This is a genomic window from Kordia sp., from assembly GCF_965224175.1.
Classification (GTDB): Bacteria; Bacteroidota; Bacteroidia; order Flavobacteriales; family Flavobacteriaceae; genus Kordia.
On record NZ_OZ245041.1, the window covers coordinates 337,484 to 352,384 of the forward strand.

12 protein-coding genes are annotated in these 14,901 nt (G+C 31.4%); 2 read left to right on the top strand and 10 right to left on the bottom strand.

Going from position 1 to position 14,901, the window contains the following annotated elements; translation table 11 throughout:
* Window positions 1-121 precede the first annotated feature (121 nt).
* Window positions 122-1,753, top strand: coding sequence for an ABC-F family ATP-binding cassette domain-containing protein (locus tag ACOQOS_RS01640; protein ID WP_420573216.1), 1,632 nt, complete (start codon window positions 122-124; stop codon window positions 1,751-1,753).
* Window positions 1,754-1,826: 73 nt separating this feature from the next.
* Here ACOQOS_RS01640 and ACOQOS_RS01645 read toward each other — a convergent pair whose 3' ends face one another.
* The 9 genes from ACOQOS_RS01645 to ACOQOS_RS01685 form a co-directional block, all read right to left on the bottom strand.
* Window positions 1,827-2,465: a response regulator gene (locus ACOQOS_RS01645; protein WP_420573217.1), complete on the bottom strand. Its 639-nt coding sequence runs from the start codon at window positions 2,463-2,465 to the stop codon at window positions 1,827-1,829.
* A gap of 2 nt (window positions 2,466-2,467) precedes the next feature.
* A complete protein-coding gene (locus ACOQOS_RS01650; RefSeq protein ID WP_420573218.1) occupies window positions 2,468-4,303 on the bottom strand; it encodes a tetratricopeptide repeat-containing sensor histidine kinase in 1,836 nt (611 codons plus the stop codon).
* A 20-nt stretch (window positions 4,304-4,323) separates the two neighbouring features.
* The gene (locus tag ACOQOS_RS01655) at window positions 4,324-4,845 is read right to left on the bottom strand and encodes a hypothetical protein (RefSeq protein WP_420573219.1); all 522 of its coding nucleotides are present in this window, start codon (window positions 4,843-4,845) and stop codon (window positions 4,324-4,326) included.
* Between the two features lie 196 nt (window positions 4,846-5,041).
* Window positions 5,042-5,428, bottom strand: coding sequence for a hypothetical protein (locus ACOQOS_RS01660; protein WP_420573220.1), 387 nt, complete (start codon window positions 5,426-5,428; stop codon window positions 5,042-5,044).
* A gap of 474 nt (window positions 5,429-5,902) precedes the next feature.
* A complete protein-coding gene (locus tag ACOQOS_RS01665; protein WP_420573221.1) occupies window positions 5,903-6,055 on the bottom strand; it encodes a hypothetical protein in 153 nt (50 codons plus the stop codon).
* Between the two features lie 215 nt (window positions 6,056-6,270).
* Window positions 6,271-8,703 carry a phenylalanine--tRNA ligase subunit beta gene (pheT, locus tag ACOQOS_RS01670; RefSeq protein ID WP_420573222.1) on the bottom strand — a complete coding sequence of 811 codons (2,433 nt, stop codon included), beginning with the start codon at window positions 8,701-8,703 and terminating at the stop codon, window positions 6,271-6,273.
* Window positions 8,704-8,977: 274 nt separating this feature from the next.
* Window positions 8,978-9,721, bottom strand: coding sequence for a hypothetical protein (locus ACOQOS_RS01675; protein WP_420573223.1), 744 nt, complete (start codon window positions 9,719-9,721; stop codon window positions 8,978-8,980).
* A gap of 150 nt (window positions 9,722-9,871) precedes the next feature.
* On the bottom strand, window positions 9,872-10,597 hold the full coding sequence (locus ACOQOS_RS01680; RefSeq protein WP_420573224.1) for a LytR/AlgR family response regulator transcription factor: 726 nt from the start codon (window positions 10,595-10,597) through the stop codon (window positions 9,872-9,874).
* An 8-nt stretch (window positions 10,598-10,605) separates the two neighbouring features.
* A complete protein-coding gene (locus ACOQOS_RS01685; RefSeq protein ID WP_420573225.1) occupies window positions 10,606-11,661 on the bottom strand; it encodes a sensor histidine kinase in 1,056 nt (351 codons plus the stop codon).
* 245 nt (window positions 11,662-11,906) lie between these two features.
* Here ACOQOS_RS01685 and ACOQOS_RS01690 point away from each other — a divergent pair, with 245 nt between their 5' ends.
* Window positions 11,907-14,321 (top strand): TonB-dependent receptor domain-containing protein, encoded by a 2,415-nt coding sequence (locus tag ACOQOS_RS01690; RefSeq protein WP_420573226.1) that lies wholly within the window; start codon window positions 11,907-11,909, stop codon window positions 14,319-14,321.
* A gap of 154 nt (window positions 14,322-14,475) precedes the next feature.
* Here ACOQOS_RS01690 and ACOQOS_RS01695 read toward each other — a convergent pair whose 3' ends face one another.
* A complete protein-coding gene (locus tag ACOQOS_RS01695; protein ID WP_420573227.1) occupies window positions 14,476-14,847 on the bottom strand; it encodes a DUF2200 domain-containing protein in 372 nt (123 codons plus the stop codon).
* Between the last annotated feature and the right edge of the window lie 54 nt (window positions 14,848-14,901).

Consider the following 14,901-nt stretch of genomic DNA (forward strand, 5'->3'; position numbering starts at 1 on the left):
GTTAAAAATATTTGGGAAAACGTTAAGATGTTACAAGGTAAAATTCGTCGTAATTCTTAGTAATATTCAATCTAATTGTTACTTTTGCGCAATATATAAAAAAGATTAAAAAACAAAAAGAATGTTATCTGTATCTAACTTATCTGTACAATTTGGAAAACGAGTATTATTTGACGAAGTAAATACGACGTTTACAACTGGAAATTGTTATGGTGTTATCGGAGCGAATGGCGCTGGTAAATCGACCTTTTTAAAAATCCTATCAGGAAAGATGGACGCTACTTCTGGGCACGTAAATTTAGAGCCAGGAAAACGTATGTCTGTGTTAGAACAAGATCACTTTGCATATGATGATTTTCCTGTACTTGAAACAGTAATCATGGGAAATAAGCCTTTGTTTGCTATCAAAAAAGAAATGGACGAAATTTATGCAAAAGTAGATTTCTCAGATAAAGATGGAGAACGCGTAGGAGAGTTGCAAGTAGAATTTGAAGAGATGAATGGATGGAATGCTGATTCTGATGCAGCAGCTTTACTTTCAAACTTGGGAATTGTAGAAGCAAATCATTATTCTTTAATGAGCGAATTGGACGGTAAACAAAAAGTACGTGTGTTATTAGCACAAGCACTTTTTGGAAATCCTGATGTATTGATCATGGATGAGCCTACCAACGACTTGGATTTTGAAACAATTTCTTGGTTAGAGAATTTCTTAGCAAATTATGATAACTGTGTAATTGTTGTTTCGCATGATAGACACTTTTTAGACGCAGTTTGTACACATATTTCAGATATTGATTTCGCTAAAATAAACCATTATAGTGGTAACTATACATTCTGGTATGAAAGTAGTCAATTAGCAGCAAGACAACGTGCACAGCAAAATAAAAAAGCTGAAGATAAAGCAAAAGAATTACAAGAATTCATACAAAGATTTAGTGCCAACGTAGCAAAATCAAAACAAGCGACTTCTCGTAAAAAAATGTTGGAACGTTTAAAAGTTGAAGACATCAAGCCTTCAAGTCGTCGTTATCCAGCAATTATTTTTGATAGAGATCGTGAAGCTGGAGATCAAATCCTAAACATAGAAGGACTCAAAGCAAGTATAGACGGAGAAATATTATTCCAAAATGTTGATATTAACTTAGCAAAAGGCGATAAAGTTGCTGTAATTTCTAAAAATTCGCGTGCAACAAGTGCTTTTTATGAAATCATCAACGGAAATCTTAAAGCGGATGAAGGTGAATATAAATGGGGAGTTACTACTTCTCAGGCATATTTACCTGTAGATAATTCTGAATTCTTTGATAATGATTTGACTTTGGTCGATTGGTTACGTCAATGGTCAAAAACAGAAGAAGAACGTGAAGAAGTATTTGTTCGTGGGTTCTTAGGAAAAATGATTTTTAGTGGAGAAGAAGCTTTAAAAACTGCTCGTGTATTATCTGGAGGAGAAAAAGTGCGTTGTATGTTATCGCGTATGATGATGATTAGAGCAAACGTTTTAATGCTTGATGAGCCTACAAATCACCTAGATTTAGAAAGTATTACTGCATTCAATAACTCGTTAAAAAACTTCAAAGGAACTGTATTATTTACAACACACGATCATGAGTTTGCACAAACAGTTGCTAACAGAATCATTGAGTTAACGCCAACTGGTGTTATTGATCGTTATTTAACGTTCGATGATTATATGGGAGATAAAAAGATAAAGGAACAACGTGATAAAATGTATGGTATCGAAGCTTAATCACGAAAATATATCATAAAAAAGTCCCTTGAGTTAACTCAAGGGACTTTTTTTATACTTATAAAGTAACGTATTAAAGATCTATAATTTTCTTTTCAATAGCTAATTTGATAAGTTCGGCTGAGGTTTTAACATTAAGTTTATGCATAATATTTCTCCGATGTGTTTTTACAGTATGTCTACTTATGAATAAGGCTTCAGCAATGGCATTGCTATTCATGCCTTCAGCCAAACATTTAACAACTTCTTTTTCACGGCTTGATAGCTCTTCAACTATGGTATTAACTCTATTTTGTCCTCTAAAATAATTAAACACTTGATCGTTTATTTTGGAGTGAAAATAGTTTTTTCTTTGACTTGTAGCTTTTATGGCTTCTATAAGTTCTGGTTTGGATGCATCTTTAATGATATAACCTTGCGCGCCACTTTTTAAGGCATCTCGTATTTTTTGTATGGACAAATGCATGGTGAGCATTAATATTGGGATATCAAATCCTTTTTGTTTTAGTAAATGCATGGTTTCTATACCATCAATAACTGGCATATCTATATCCATTAAAATGACATCAATTTCTATTTCTTCTAAAATTGAAGGAGCACTATTTCCATTTTGTGTATGTGCAACAACTTTAATCCCATCTTCAGGTTTGAATAAAGATGCTACGCCTTCTGCAAATAAATAATGGTCATCTACAATCAATACCTTTATCATAACTATATTAAATTTGTTTTAATCGTAACTGGTAAATCAATATTCACAGTCGTTCCGCTAACTGAGTTGCTGTCAAATGAAAGAATTCCGTTATGTTGTGTAACGATTTCTTTAATACTTTTTAAGCCCATTCCATGAAACTCTTTTTCAGTATCAAATCCTTGCCCATTATCATTCACCAAAATATTGATAAGACTTTCTTCGCTAAAAAAAGTGAGCGATATTGATAATTTAGTAGCTTTTGCGTGTTTGAGTACATTACTAACAAGCTCTTGTATAATTCTATAAATTATAATTTCGTTTTCAAAATCAATAATTCCATCATCTATAGAAGCTGAAAACTCGACACTTAACTCTTTAGATTGTTCCAAATGAATCCTTAATTCTCTTAATGCATGTATGAGTCCAAAATCTTCAGAAATACCTAAATGTAAAGAGTGTGACATATTTCTAATATCTGTACAAGCCTTATCTACTAAATCTGTAAGTGTCTTGTAGTTTGGAATCACATGTTCTTCTATTCTGCTCACATTTACTTTAATAGTAGCTAATAAACTTCCAAAATGATTGTGTAATTCTTTGGCTAAACGTTTTTTTTCATTGTCTTTTCCTTGAATAATTGACTGTAATACTTTTGTTTCGTGAGATTTAAGTAAATTTTTAATCTTGTCGTTGTGTTCTTTCTTTTGATGAAAAGCAATAAGTTTAGTAGTTTTAAATCTTTGTCGAAAATAGAAGAGTATTGTTATGGATAAGATTAACAGTATAAAAGCAATTATAATATAATACGTATTTAATTTTTCTCTTTTCTCAAGTAAATCTATTTCTTTTTCTCTTAAATTGACTTCAAAATTGGTGCGTATATCTGCTATTTTCCTTGTTTGTTCTTTGTTTTGAACACTGTCTTTATATACAATATACTGTGCCTGATATTTTAAGGCTTCTTTATAATCTTTTTTCTTGGTGTATAATTTTGAAAGTAACAATGAAGCATCTCTTATTTGTTCTTTTAAACCAATATTTTCAGACATTTCTAAGGATTTCTGTGTGTGAAATATGGTTTCTTTAATCTTATTTTGCTCTAAATAAATACTTCCCAATTGGTTATGATAATCAGCCATGCCAAACTGATCTCCAAGTGATTCAAGCATGTGAATTGCTTTGAATAAACCTTCTTCTGCCTTTAGAAAATCTCCTTGTTTCCAGTATACTAAAGCTCTGTTTCCTATTGTATACGCTTTTCCTATTGACATTTTTACTTCATCAAAAATAGGAGCTGCCTCATTATACAATTGTAAAGCAGTATCGAGTTCACCTATAGAATAATAATTAAAGCCAGTATTTAATAGTGCAACACATAGACGTTTGTTAATCTTTTGTTTCCTAAATATGTCTATTGCTTTTGTCTGATAAATCAGCGAATTACTAAAATCATCATTGGCAATATATGTATTTGAGATTTCACTATACGCTTCTGCTTCAAAAACGGGATATTCATTGTCACTTGCTAATGAAGCACTTTTGAAAAGACTTTTTAAAGAATTTTCTAAATTTCCTTTAAGTCGATACGCAACACCTTTTGCATTGTGCGCTTTTATGGCATAAAAAATTGGTTTATACTGTTTGGATCTTTGTAATAATACATCAGAATAGATGAGTATTTCTTCAGGAGAAGAAGATTTTACAATAATTTGGGCTATTAATTGAGTGGCAATTGAATCTGAAACAATTTCTCTTTCATTAAATATATGTTTTAAACTGTCTGCCTTTTTTTGATTTTGACCAGACAAATTGAAACATAGAAGCAAAAAGAAAAATGATATGGTTTTTAAAGTCATTATATAATTTTCATACAATCTTAGTCTTGAACAACTCGTAAAACAGGGTCTACAATAATATCGAATGTTTTAGTTTTTCCATCAGTGTCTATGTATTCTAGCGTTATTTCTAAAGCAAACGATGTTTGTGTAAAGGTTTCTTTAGAACCTATATCTATATAAAAACTCACAGGTTTATTTTCTTTGCCTAATTCAGGAACTGGCACAAGATTTTTATTTTCACAAATGAATTTTTTGAAATTCAATTTATGACGAACAAAAAGGAATAACGGTAATATGGTGAAATATACTCTTTCATTTGGTTTTACATCTATGGTAAACTGTTTGATTGGATCACCTAGCGACATAGAACCTTGAGAAAATATAAGTGTATTACTTAATACTTCTTCTTTGAAATCAAGAAGTGCTTTTGATTCTAGTTTGGTTCTCTTTTTTTTCTTTTTCTTTTTTTTGAAATTACTTAGTGATTCTCTAAAATGAGTATGACTTTTAATAATATTATCAGTATTTGCTTGAAGAAAAATATGTTTAGATACTTTCATGTGAAATTAAGTTTAGTTGTAAATATATTGAAAATATAATAGTTAATTTATTGTGTGATTTTTATTAAAAATAACTCTAATAAACATTACAAAAACTATTTAAATTTGAAAAACACTACATGTCTAGTCAATGTTTTTATAAAAGAAAGTTACCTCTTCTAAGTCAAAAAGGTAACTTTTCTTATTTTGAGAATTATTAGATTCGATCAACAGATAAATACATAACAGAATCGTTATTATCGTTATCTATAGCATCTTCTGATGAAATTTTATATATCTCATATGCTGGACCAATATAGGTTTCTTTCTTTTGAGATCTTTGTGCAGGCTGAAATGTTTTCCCTCCATTATCGGAATATCTAAACAAAAATCCAAAGCTTATAGGTAATTGTACATCTTTTAAGATTACATGATTCTTAAAAGGAACATCTTCTCCAGATCCTTGAAACTCATCAAATCTAGGACCTGCGTTATCGTAAGATACACCTACATCTTGAAGAAAAGATGCATAAGTTCTTCCTTTAATTGTGATATTAGCTTTTCCTGTACCACTTATTTTAATTTCTTGAGCATTAGGTTTCATAATAAATTTTATGTTAATTTCTTACTCTATTTAATATAGGCTTTTCAGATACCGCCTTGTTGTAATTTAAGTGCACGTTATAAATTATGAACAAGGCAAAATTGCGGTATTTTATAAACCAAACTATCACGCGAAAGAGGTGTTTTAATAGTACCCCAAAAGAGGTACTATATATTGCGAGTTTTACGTAGTACTATGTTTAAGTTATTGGTTTTTAGTGTTTTTATCTGAATAAAATGCAATGATAATGAGAAGAAATATATTACTACTAGATGAACATAAAAAAAAATTGACTTAAAAAACACCATCACATTTAATAATTTTAATGGAATTATATTATTTTCAAAGTATAATGATACAATATGTGTAATCATAAAAGTTGATAAAACTAAGAAGTCCCTTGAAGTTAATTCAAGGGACTTTTTTTATGCGGAAGTATTTTATTAATACTGTAGATTTAAAATTATTTATACGTTATGGAAGTCTACAAATGCCACTATAACATTGATATGGATAATCGCAAGGTTTACTGTCAGAGCAAAAACGTGGCGCTCCACCAATAATATTTCGTTGTCCTTTTTTATTTATAAAACTAAAACCATCGAGATTTGAAATTTTATCTAACATAACTTTCTTTTTTCATGAGTTTTTAAATGTACAAAAAAAATATGTATTAAAAAGTATGGTTTTTCCGTAATATTCTAGATTACTTCTGAATCATTTTGTAAGAACAATAAAAAAACGCTTCCTACAATTGTAAAAAGCGTTCTATATATAATTGACCAATTGATATAGTATCAAATTAATCAGTAAAAGTTATTACATCGAGCGGAGTCGAGATGTTATCTCAATTCAGCACCTAATTGTTTTTCAAAACTCTGCTGAAGTTTGTTCATAATTTTATCAATCTGTTTGTCTGTCAGTGTTTTATGTTCGTCTTGTAATGTAAAGCTAACTGCGTAACTTTTCTTTCCTTTTGGTAATTTATCTCCTTGATATACATCAAACAAACTTACTTCTTTCAGTAAATTACGTTCGCTTTGTTTTGCGATGTTGTGAATTTCAGCAAACGTAGTAGCTTCATCAATTAACAAAGCAAAATCTCTACGTACTTTTGGAAATTTAGGAATATCTTTAAACTTGATCTTTCTGTTTTTAGCAACTTCAATCACATTATCCCAATTGAAATCTGCATGAATTACTTCTTGCTTAATGTCGAAAGCCTTTAATACTTTACGTTTTACAATTCCAAACTCTACCAATTTTATTTTACCTAAACTCAAGGTTAAACCTTCTGCAAATAAATCATTTTTAATAGGAGAAGTTTTCAAAGAATTTAAGCCTAAACGCGATAAGACAGCAGTTACAATTCCTTTCGCATAGAAAAAGTCAGTTGCAACAGGTTTCGCTTGTCTCCATGTTTCCGAATTTGTATTTCCAGTAATTAATAAAGACAAATGTTTGTTTTCATCACGATTTCCTTCACTATATGCATGATAGGTTTTTCCAAATTCGAAAAACTTTAAATCACTTTGTTTTCTGTTGATGTTATGAGAAATAGCTTCCAGTCCAGAAAACAATAATGATTGACGCATTACAGACAAATCACTACTCAACGGATTCAACATCGTAATATTATGCTCAGCTTTCAATTGTTCAGAAAGTTCAACATAGGAAGCAGTTGTTAGCGAATTTGCCATGATTTCATAGAAACCTTGAGAAACCAACTGCGCACCAACTACATCTTGTAATTTATAATCTTCGTAGCGTGAAGTGTTTGAAATAGACGTATGCCATTTTTCATCAAACTTTATATTGTTGTAGCCGTATACACGTAAAATTTCTTCAATAACATCAGCTTCACGCTGTACATCAACTCTGAAGGCTGGAATTGTTAAACCTAATCCACCATCAGTTACAGAATTAATTTTAATCTCTAAAGACGATAAAATATTCTTAATGGTTTCTCTTGGTAACTCTTCACCGATAAGTTTTGTAATATTTTCGAAAGATACACGTACTTGGAAATCTTCGATTTTTGTTGGATAACTATCAGAAACATCACTTGTAATTTCTCCACCTGCTAACTCTTGAATTAACAATGCAGCTCTTTTTAAAGCATACTCAGTGATATTTGGATCAATTCCACGTTCAAAACGGAAAGAAGCGTCAGTATTTAAACCATGACGTTTTGCTGTTTTACGAACAGAAACAGGATTAAAATAGGCGCTTTCTAAGAAAATATTAGTTGTATTTTCGGTTACACCAGATTTAATTCCGCCAAAAACCCCCGCAATACATAAAGGCTTTTCAGTATCACAAATCATTAAATCGTCTTCGTGTAATTCACGTTCTACTTCATCAAGCGTAGTAAACTTTGTGCCAGCTTCTAATGTTTTTACAATGATTTTATTTCCCGAAATATAATTTGCATCAAATGCGTGTAATGGTTGTCCTAATTCATGTAATACATAATTGGTAACATCTACAACATTATTTTTTGGAGTTAATCCAATAGCTTTTAAGCGATGTTGTAACCATTCAGGAGAAGTTTTTACTTGTACTCCAGAAATTGTAACACCACAATAACGAGGTGCTAAAGTTTTATCTTCAACTTCTACGTCCATTTTTAGTGTTCTATTATCGACTCTAAAACTACTTGTAGAAGGTGTAATTAATTCAAGCTTAATATCTTTTTGAAGTAAACCAGCTTTTAAATCTCTGGCAACTCCATGATGACTCATTGCATCGGCTCTGTTTGGTGTTAAACCAATTTCAAATACCGTATCATTTTCAATATCAAACACTTCATTTGCAGGAGTTCCAGGAACTAAAGCTTCGTCTAAGATCATAATTCCGTCATGACTTTCGCCCAAACCAAGTTCATCTTCAGCGCAAATCATTCCATGAGAAGCTTCACCACGAATTTTCCCTTTTTTGATTTTAAAACCTTTTCCTTCTTCATCATATAAAGTAGTTCCTACAGTAGCAACAGGTACTTTTTGTCCGGCAGCAACATTTGGTGCACCACAAACAATTTGTACAGGCTCACCAGTTCCTAAATCAACAGTAGTTACTTTTAAGCGATCTGCGTTTGGATGTTGTTCACAAGTTAACACATGCCCAATTACAATTCCTTCCAATCCGCCTTGTACAGATTCGTATTTCTCGATACCTTCAACTTCTAAACCTAAATCGGTTAAGAGTTCTCCAGTTTTTTCAGCGTCCCAGTCAAGTTGAATAAATTGCTTTACCCAATTGTATGATATTTTCATTCGTATTAGTATTGAATAGTCCGCAAAGATAAGATAATGCGGTAAGTTGACAAATAAGTTTGTACTTGATTTTTGGTCACTAACGTTCCTAGAATTTAGACCGCTTTGCTATTAGAATCTAGATCGCTACGCTATTAGATGTTAGACGCACTTTGCCTTTATACTTGTTTCTGCTGAAGCAGAAATTTTTTAGACTACTTCGCTTTTAGAATCCATTTCGCTTTGCGCATGGATTTAGGTTTTTTTATCTTGATAAACTTTAGTGTAAATACTACTAGATTTTAGACGATTTTTTACTTTTCATTTTCAAACTATTAAAAACCACTTTCAGTACATCCTGTGATAACTTATGATTTGAGGGAATTCCTAGCCATAATTGATTGGAATTAGGATTTTTATCTAAGTTTATAAAATACACACTATGATATTTAGAAGTATCTTTCCCTTTGTATATACTTATCGTTCTTTCAAAATCATTAAGAGTATCCGTTTTGATAGAATAATCATTGAACTTATCTCGATTTTCTTCATAACCATAAAATGGAATCGTATATTCTTTCTGATCAAATTCGAACGTATAGTGATAAGTCCGCTTCGTATTTTTAGAATTACTAAATTTAGTGTCTGTAGTAGTTTTGTTTAATTTGACATTTTTAATTTTTTTAGAGATATCACTAGGGTTTATACTACCTTTTTCATCTTCATAAGGTGTAAGATCAATAATAGATACTAAGGAGTTAAAAGCATCAAAACCAAGTCTTTTTGAATTTTCTTCAAGATATTGTTGTTCTGTTAAAGGAGGTTTTGGAGAATACCAACCATAGTCAAATGTAAAAGTAGCTTCTCCATTGGTTATTTTACCAACAAACGAATCAATTCCTCTAAGTTTTTTATACTCAAAATCGTTAGGAACAGTGATTGAAAAATGACCTAAGTCGATTATTTTATCTTCGGTAGATTTTTGTTTACAGTTAATTACAGCAAAACACACTAATATTAGAAAGTATATTCTTTTCATATACTAAATATAGGATAAAAAGAACAAAGTCTAAATTCCTATTTCTAAGAGCGAAAGCGATTCTAAAAGATTTCTGCTTCAGCAGAAACAAGTCTAAAAGCGTCAGCGATCTAACAGCGAAGCGGTCTTAATTCTAACAGCGCCAGCGATCTAAAGTATCAATTCCTTAATCTTATTCGCATAACTACGGCTTACTTTCAGTTTTTCACCATTTTTCAAAATCAAAATATAACTCTTTCCATATTTAGATACTTCTTGAATTGCTGTCAAACTCACAATAATACTACGATGAATGCGCATAAATTGTTTCGGATTGAGTTTTTCTTCCAATTGAGAAATTCCACGGTTGCTTAAATATCCGTCATTACTATCATAGATTTTGGAATAACTTCCATACGCTTCAATATAACTAATATCTTCAGTAGCAAGCGTAACGTATTTTGAACCTTTTTCTACAATAATACGATCAGGAAAGGAGTTTTTAGAAAGAATATGTTCGTTGGCTAATGGCACAATTTGACTTGGCGAATTGTCTTTTAATTTGCTAATTGCTTTATCAAAACGCTCTCTAGTGTAGGGTTTTAATAAATAATCTACCGCATGAACTTCAAAGGCTTTTAGCGCATATTTATCATAGGCAGTACTAAAAATAATAGTTGGTAATTCGTTTAAATGTTCTAAAACATCAAAACCTGTCAATCCTGGCATTTGTATATCCATAAACACCAAATCAGGTTTAAATTCGTTGATAATTCTTATAGCATCAACACCATTATTGGCTTCTCCAACAAGAATCAATTCTTTGTGATATTCTAAATATTCTTTGATGAGCGTTCTTCCAGATTTCTCATCATCAACAATAATTACTTTCTTCATCTGTGTTATTATAATTCAAAATATACTTTTAATCCTGTTGGAATGTTATCAGAAAACTGTAACGTGGAATTGTACATTTTTTGCAAACGTTTTTGAGTATTGCTAATGCCAACACCTAAATTAAAAATATTTTCTTTATTAGCTATACCAACTCCAGTATCGTTAATTTCAAAAACCAATTTAGCTGCTTTTTCTCTAACGATAATAGTAATTTCTCCACCTTGAACCAAAGGTGAAATTCCATGTTTCACAGAGTTTTCAACTAATGGTTGCAGCAGCATTGGCGGAATTTTACGAGAAAGTAATTCTTCAGGAACATCAATATAAATAGAAAGTCGATCTTCAAACCTTCGTTGTTCTAATTTCAAATACTGACTCACAAAATTGAGTTCTTCTTTCAAGGATACCAAATCTTCACGACTTGCTTTCAATTGATAACGAAACAAATCTGCTAATTCTGCGATCATCTCACGTGTATCTTCCATTTCTTTGGGAACACTAGCATTAATCGTATTAAAAACATTATACAAAAAATGAGGATTCAATTGTGCTTTGATGGCACTCAACTCACTTTTCAGAGCAATATTCTTCAATTCCATTTCCGCTTGAATATTTCGTTGATTAATTACATAATATTCGTAAGCGTGTAACAATGAAAATTGTATCAGATAGATTAACATTGGAATATAAAGATCCCAAACTTCACCAGAACCTGTTAAATGTGTAAATCCTATAAGTTCACAGACATAATGGTATACTTTCCATGCAAAAAATATAAATAATGGTAACCCAGCAACATGCAATGCCAATCGATCCCAAATTGGCCAACGTTTACACAGCCTAAAAATAACTACCCAAACAATTGTAGTAATTACAAACATAATTACATATTGCAATCCAGCAGCATCAAACCAACTTCTAATGCTTAAATAATCTGAATAATCTCTATACTTTAAAGGTGTATTAAATAATATCGCGGTATGATATACAACAGATAGCAAAAAATAAATACCTGTAAAAATCAGGATTTCTATGACTCTAATACCAAAAATACGTTTGTTCATAATTCGTTTTCTAAATTTCTGTAATGCCTACTTTTATAAAGATTGATACTACTATAGTATTTCTATTCATAAGTTAATTCAAAACTAACTCAATTCGTTTATACTCGAAACAAACTTTTTACGAGTTGCCCTATAGATTGATGAATGGACCTTTGGGCAACTGATGAACGATTTGGGACAACTCGTAACTTTTACATTGTACAAGATGGATTGCCGATGCATATTTGTTGAAAATTTTAACACTTATGAAAGCTAATAACATTTCCCTGACACTTTTCGTTTTATTCTTCTTTTCATTGTCAGTCTTCGGGCAAACAAAGCAAACAACCTTGCTAAAAGGAAAAATCATTTCAGAAACGAACGAAACACTTCCGTTTGTAAATATATTACTTAATACTGCTGATGGCACGTTAGTAAAAGCTACTATCTCTGATATTGATGGAAACTTTACTATTAAAAATATATCACAAGGAATATATACGCTAAAACTTTCTTCGGTTGGTTATCAAACAATTTCAAAAGAAGTGAAAGCAACACATTCAGAAACAAATATAGGAACGATTCAGATGAAAATTTCTTCTGAATCTTTAGACGCCGTAACGGTTATTGCTGAAAAACCAATTATTCAGGTTGAACCTGATAAAACAGTATTTAATGTGGCAAATACAATAGGAAGCGCAGGCAACAACGGACTTGAAATTTTACGTAAAGCTCCTGGTGTACGATTAGACAATGATAACAATGTCATTGTAGAAGGAAAAACTGGCGTTTTAGTATATATTGATGGTCGTCAAAGTTTTTTAGCTGGAGATGATTTAACAGCTTATTTACAATCGCTTCAAGCAGATACGATAGAAAGTATTGAAATTATTACACAACCTTCATCAAAATATGATGCCGCTGGAAATGCAGGAATCATTAATATAAAACTCAAAAGAGAAAAAGGATTAGGAACACGTGGAAGCATTTCAAGTACATTAACTATTGGAGATTATGCACGAACAAACAATTCGGTAACTGTAAACAGTCGATTTAAAAAATGGAACTTCTTCGGAACCTATTCTAACTTTTTAGGGCGTTCTACAAGTTTTATAGATTTGTATCGAACACAAGGTGACAAAATTTTTGATTCACAATCAGATTCAGAAAATGAATCGTTTTCAAATAACTTTAGAACTGGTGCTGATTATTATGTATCCAAAGAAAGCGTTCTAGGAACTGTGATTACGCTGAATTTTCGTGATGCAGAATCAACTTCAAATAACAGCACGCCAATTATAGATAGAAATACAAGAGTTACAGATAGTATTTTGCGTGCGCCGAATAGTTCTGAAAACAATAGCTTCAACTTGAATGCCAATGTAAATTATCGTTACAAAGACACACTGGGAACAAGTTTTAGTGCCGATTTAGATTATGGACGTTACAGTCGTGATCGATTCAGTAATCAACCAAACTTTTATACAACATCGAGAGGAGAAATACTAAACGCAAATATTACATTTCAAGAAACACCAATAGATATCAATATTTATGCAGCAAAAGTAGATTATGGACAAAAACTTGGCAAAGGAACATTTGAAACTGGAGCAAAAGTATCACAAGTAGTAACGGATAATGTCTTTAACTTTTTTGATGTCATCAACGGAAATAACAATTTAAATCTCGATAGAAGCAATGAATTCGAATATGACGAAAAAATATACGCAGTGTATTCAAAATACAACTTTGCGATCAACAATTGGAAATTTCAAGCAGGTTTGCGTATGGAACGAACAGATTCACAAGGAAAATTAACGGCAGAAAACATAAATCAAAATCAAGTAGTTTCTAGAAAATATACAGATTTTTTCCCTTCGGCTGGAATTACGTATCAAGCAAATCCAATTAACTCTTTTGCACTAACGTATAGTCGAAGAATTCAACGTCCAAACTATCAAATCTTAAATCCTTTTGAGTTTCAATTAGACGAATTAAGTTTTACACGAGGAAACCCATTTTTACAACCGCAATACACAGACAATTTTAAATTATCTCACACATATAAATATACGTTAACAACAAGTCTTAGTTACTCGTACATTTCAGACTTTTTTGCGCAAGTAACAGAAGCTGTTGGCGAGAACAGAAACTTTTTAAGTACGCGAAATGTAGCAGATCAAGAAGTATATAATATAAGTGTTTCATATCCATTTAGAATCAACGATTGGTGGCGTGCTTATGCCAATGTATATGGTTCGTATAGTAAGTACAAAGCGACAAATCCTGCTTTTATTTCTATCGATCAAGAAACCTTTGGATTCTATGCACAAAATACATTTTCGTTGCCAAAAGATATCAAATTAGAAGTAAGTGGTTGGTATAGTAGTCCATCTATTTGGGGCGGAACTTATGAAACAAGCAGCTTAGGATCATTAAACATTGCTGTACAAAAGTCGTGGGGAAATTGGACAGGAAAAGTCACGCTTAATGATGCGTTGTATACAATTCCATGGCAAGGAAACACACAGTTTGGAAACCTTCAAATAGATGGTCGTGGCGGAAGTGACAGTCGTAATATTAACTTTTATGTACGTTATGCATTTGGTAACAGTGATGTAAAAAAAGCAAGAAAACGTGATGGAAGTTTAGAAGATGAAAAAGGAAGAATTGGGAATTAGATCAGCTTAAATTATTCAACTTTTTCAGATACGTTATTGCGAATGAAATGTGGCAATCTGTTTCTTAAATAAATGAGATTGATTTTAGAAGCAGATTGCTACAAGTTTTTCCAAAACTCTCGCAACGATACTTCATACTGATATACTTTCAATTTTAAGACTTAGGAACTCTCAAAATCTTCTCCATTTTTCTTCCTTTGGCAAGTTCGTCGATTAATTTATCTAAATAGCGTGCTTTTTTAGTAAGCTCATTATCAATCTCTTCAATGCGATACCCACAAATTACACCTTTAATAAGATGTGCGTTTGGATGTAAATTTGCTTCTTCAAAAAAAGTTTCAAAAGTAACTTTACGATCAATCAATTCTTGAAGTTTTTTGCTGTCAAAACCTGTGAGCCACTCAATGACTTCATGTAACTCTTCTACGGTTCTTCCTTTCTTTTCTACCTTAGTTACATAATGTGGATATACCGAAAAAAACTTCATTTCTGCAACTCTTTTATTATGTGCTTCCGTAACTTTCATATTGAATGGTTTTAGATTAAAACTAATCGAATTCTTTCTGAAAACAAAATCATC

Excerpts from the sequence above, each read along its gene's own strand:
- ACOQOS_RS01680 (WP_420573224.1), bottom strand. The coding sequence starts at position 10,597 with ATGAAGAAAGTAATTATTGTTGATGATGAGAAATCTGGAAGAACGCTC.
- ACOQOS_RS01640 (WP_420573216.1), top strand. The coding sequence starts at position 122 with ATGTTATCTGTATCTAACTTATCTGTACAATTTGGAAAACGAGTATTA.
- ACOQOS_RS01645 (WP_420573217.1), bottom strand. The coding sequence starts at position 2,465 with ATGATAAAGGTATTGATTGTAGATGACCATTATTTATTTGCAGAAGGC.
- ACOQOS_RS01675 (WP_420573223.1), bottom strand. The coding sequence starts at position 9,721 with ATGAAAAGAATATACTTTCTAATATTAGTGTGTTTTGCTGTAATTAAC.
- ACOQOS_RS01660 (WP_420573220.1), bottom strand. The coding sequence starts at position 5,428 with ATGAAACCTAATGCTCAAGAAATTAAAATAAGTGGTACAGGAAAAGCT.
- pheT (WP_420573222.1), bottom strand. The coding sequence starts at position 8,703 with ATGAAAATATCATACAATTGGGTAAAGCAATTTATTCAACTTGACTGG.
- ACOQOS_RS01690 (WP_420573226.1), top strand. The coding sequence starts at position 11,907 with ATGAAAGCTAATAACATTTCCCTGACACTTTTCGTTTTATTCTTCTTT.
- ACOQOS_RS01650 (WP_420573218.1), bottom strand. The coding sequence starts at position 4,303 with ATGACTTTAAAAACCATATCATTTTTCTTTTTGCTTCTATGTTTCAAT.
- ACOQOS_RS01655 (WP_420573219.1), bottom strand. The coding sequence starts at position 4,845 with ATGAAAGTATCTAAACATATTTTTCTTCAAGCAAATACTGATAATATT.
- ACOQOS_RS01685 (WP_420573225.1), bottom strand. The coding sequence starts at position 11,661 with ATGAACAAACGTATTTTTGGTATTAGAGTCATAGAAATCCTGATTTTT.
- ACOQOS_RS01695 (WP_420573227.1), bottom strand. The coding sequence starts at position 14,847 with ATGAAAGTTACGGAAGCACATAATAAAAGAGTTGCAGAAATGAAGTTT.
- ACOQOS_RS01665 (WP_420573221.1), bottom strand. The coding sequence starts at position 6,055 with ATGTTAGATAAAATTTCAAATCTCGATGGTTTTAGTTTTATAAATAAA.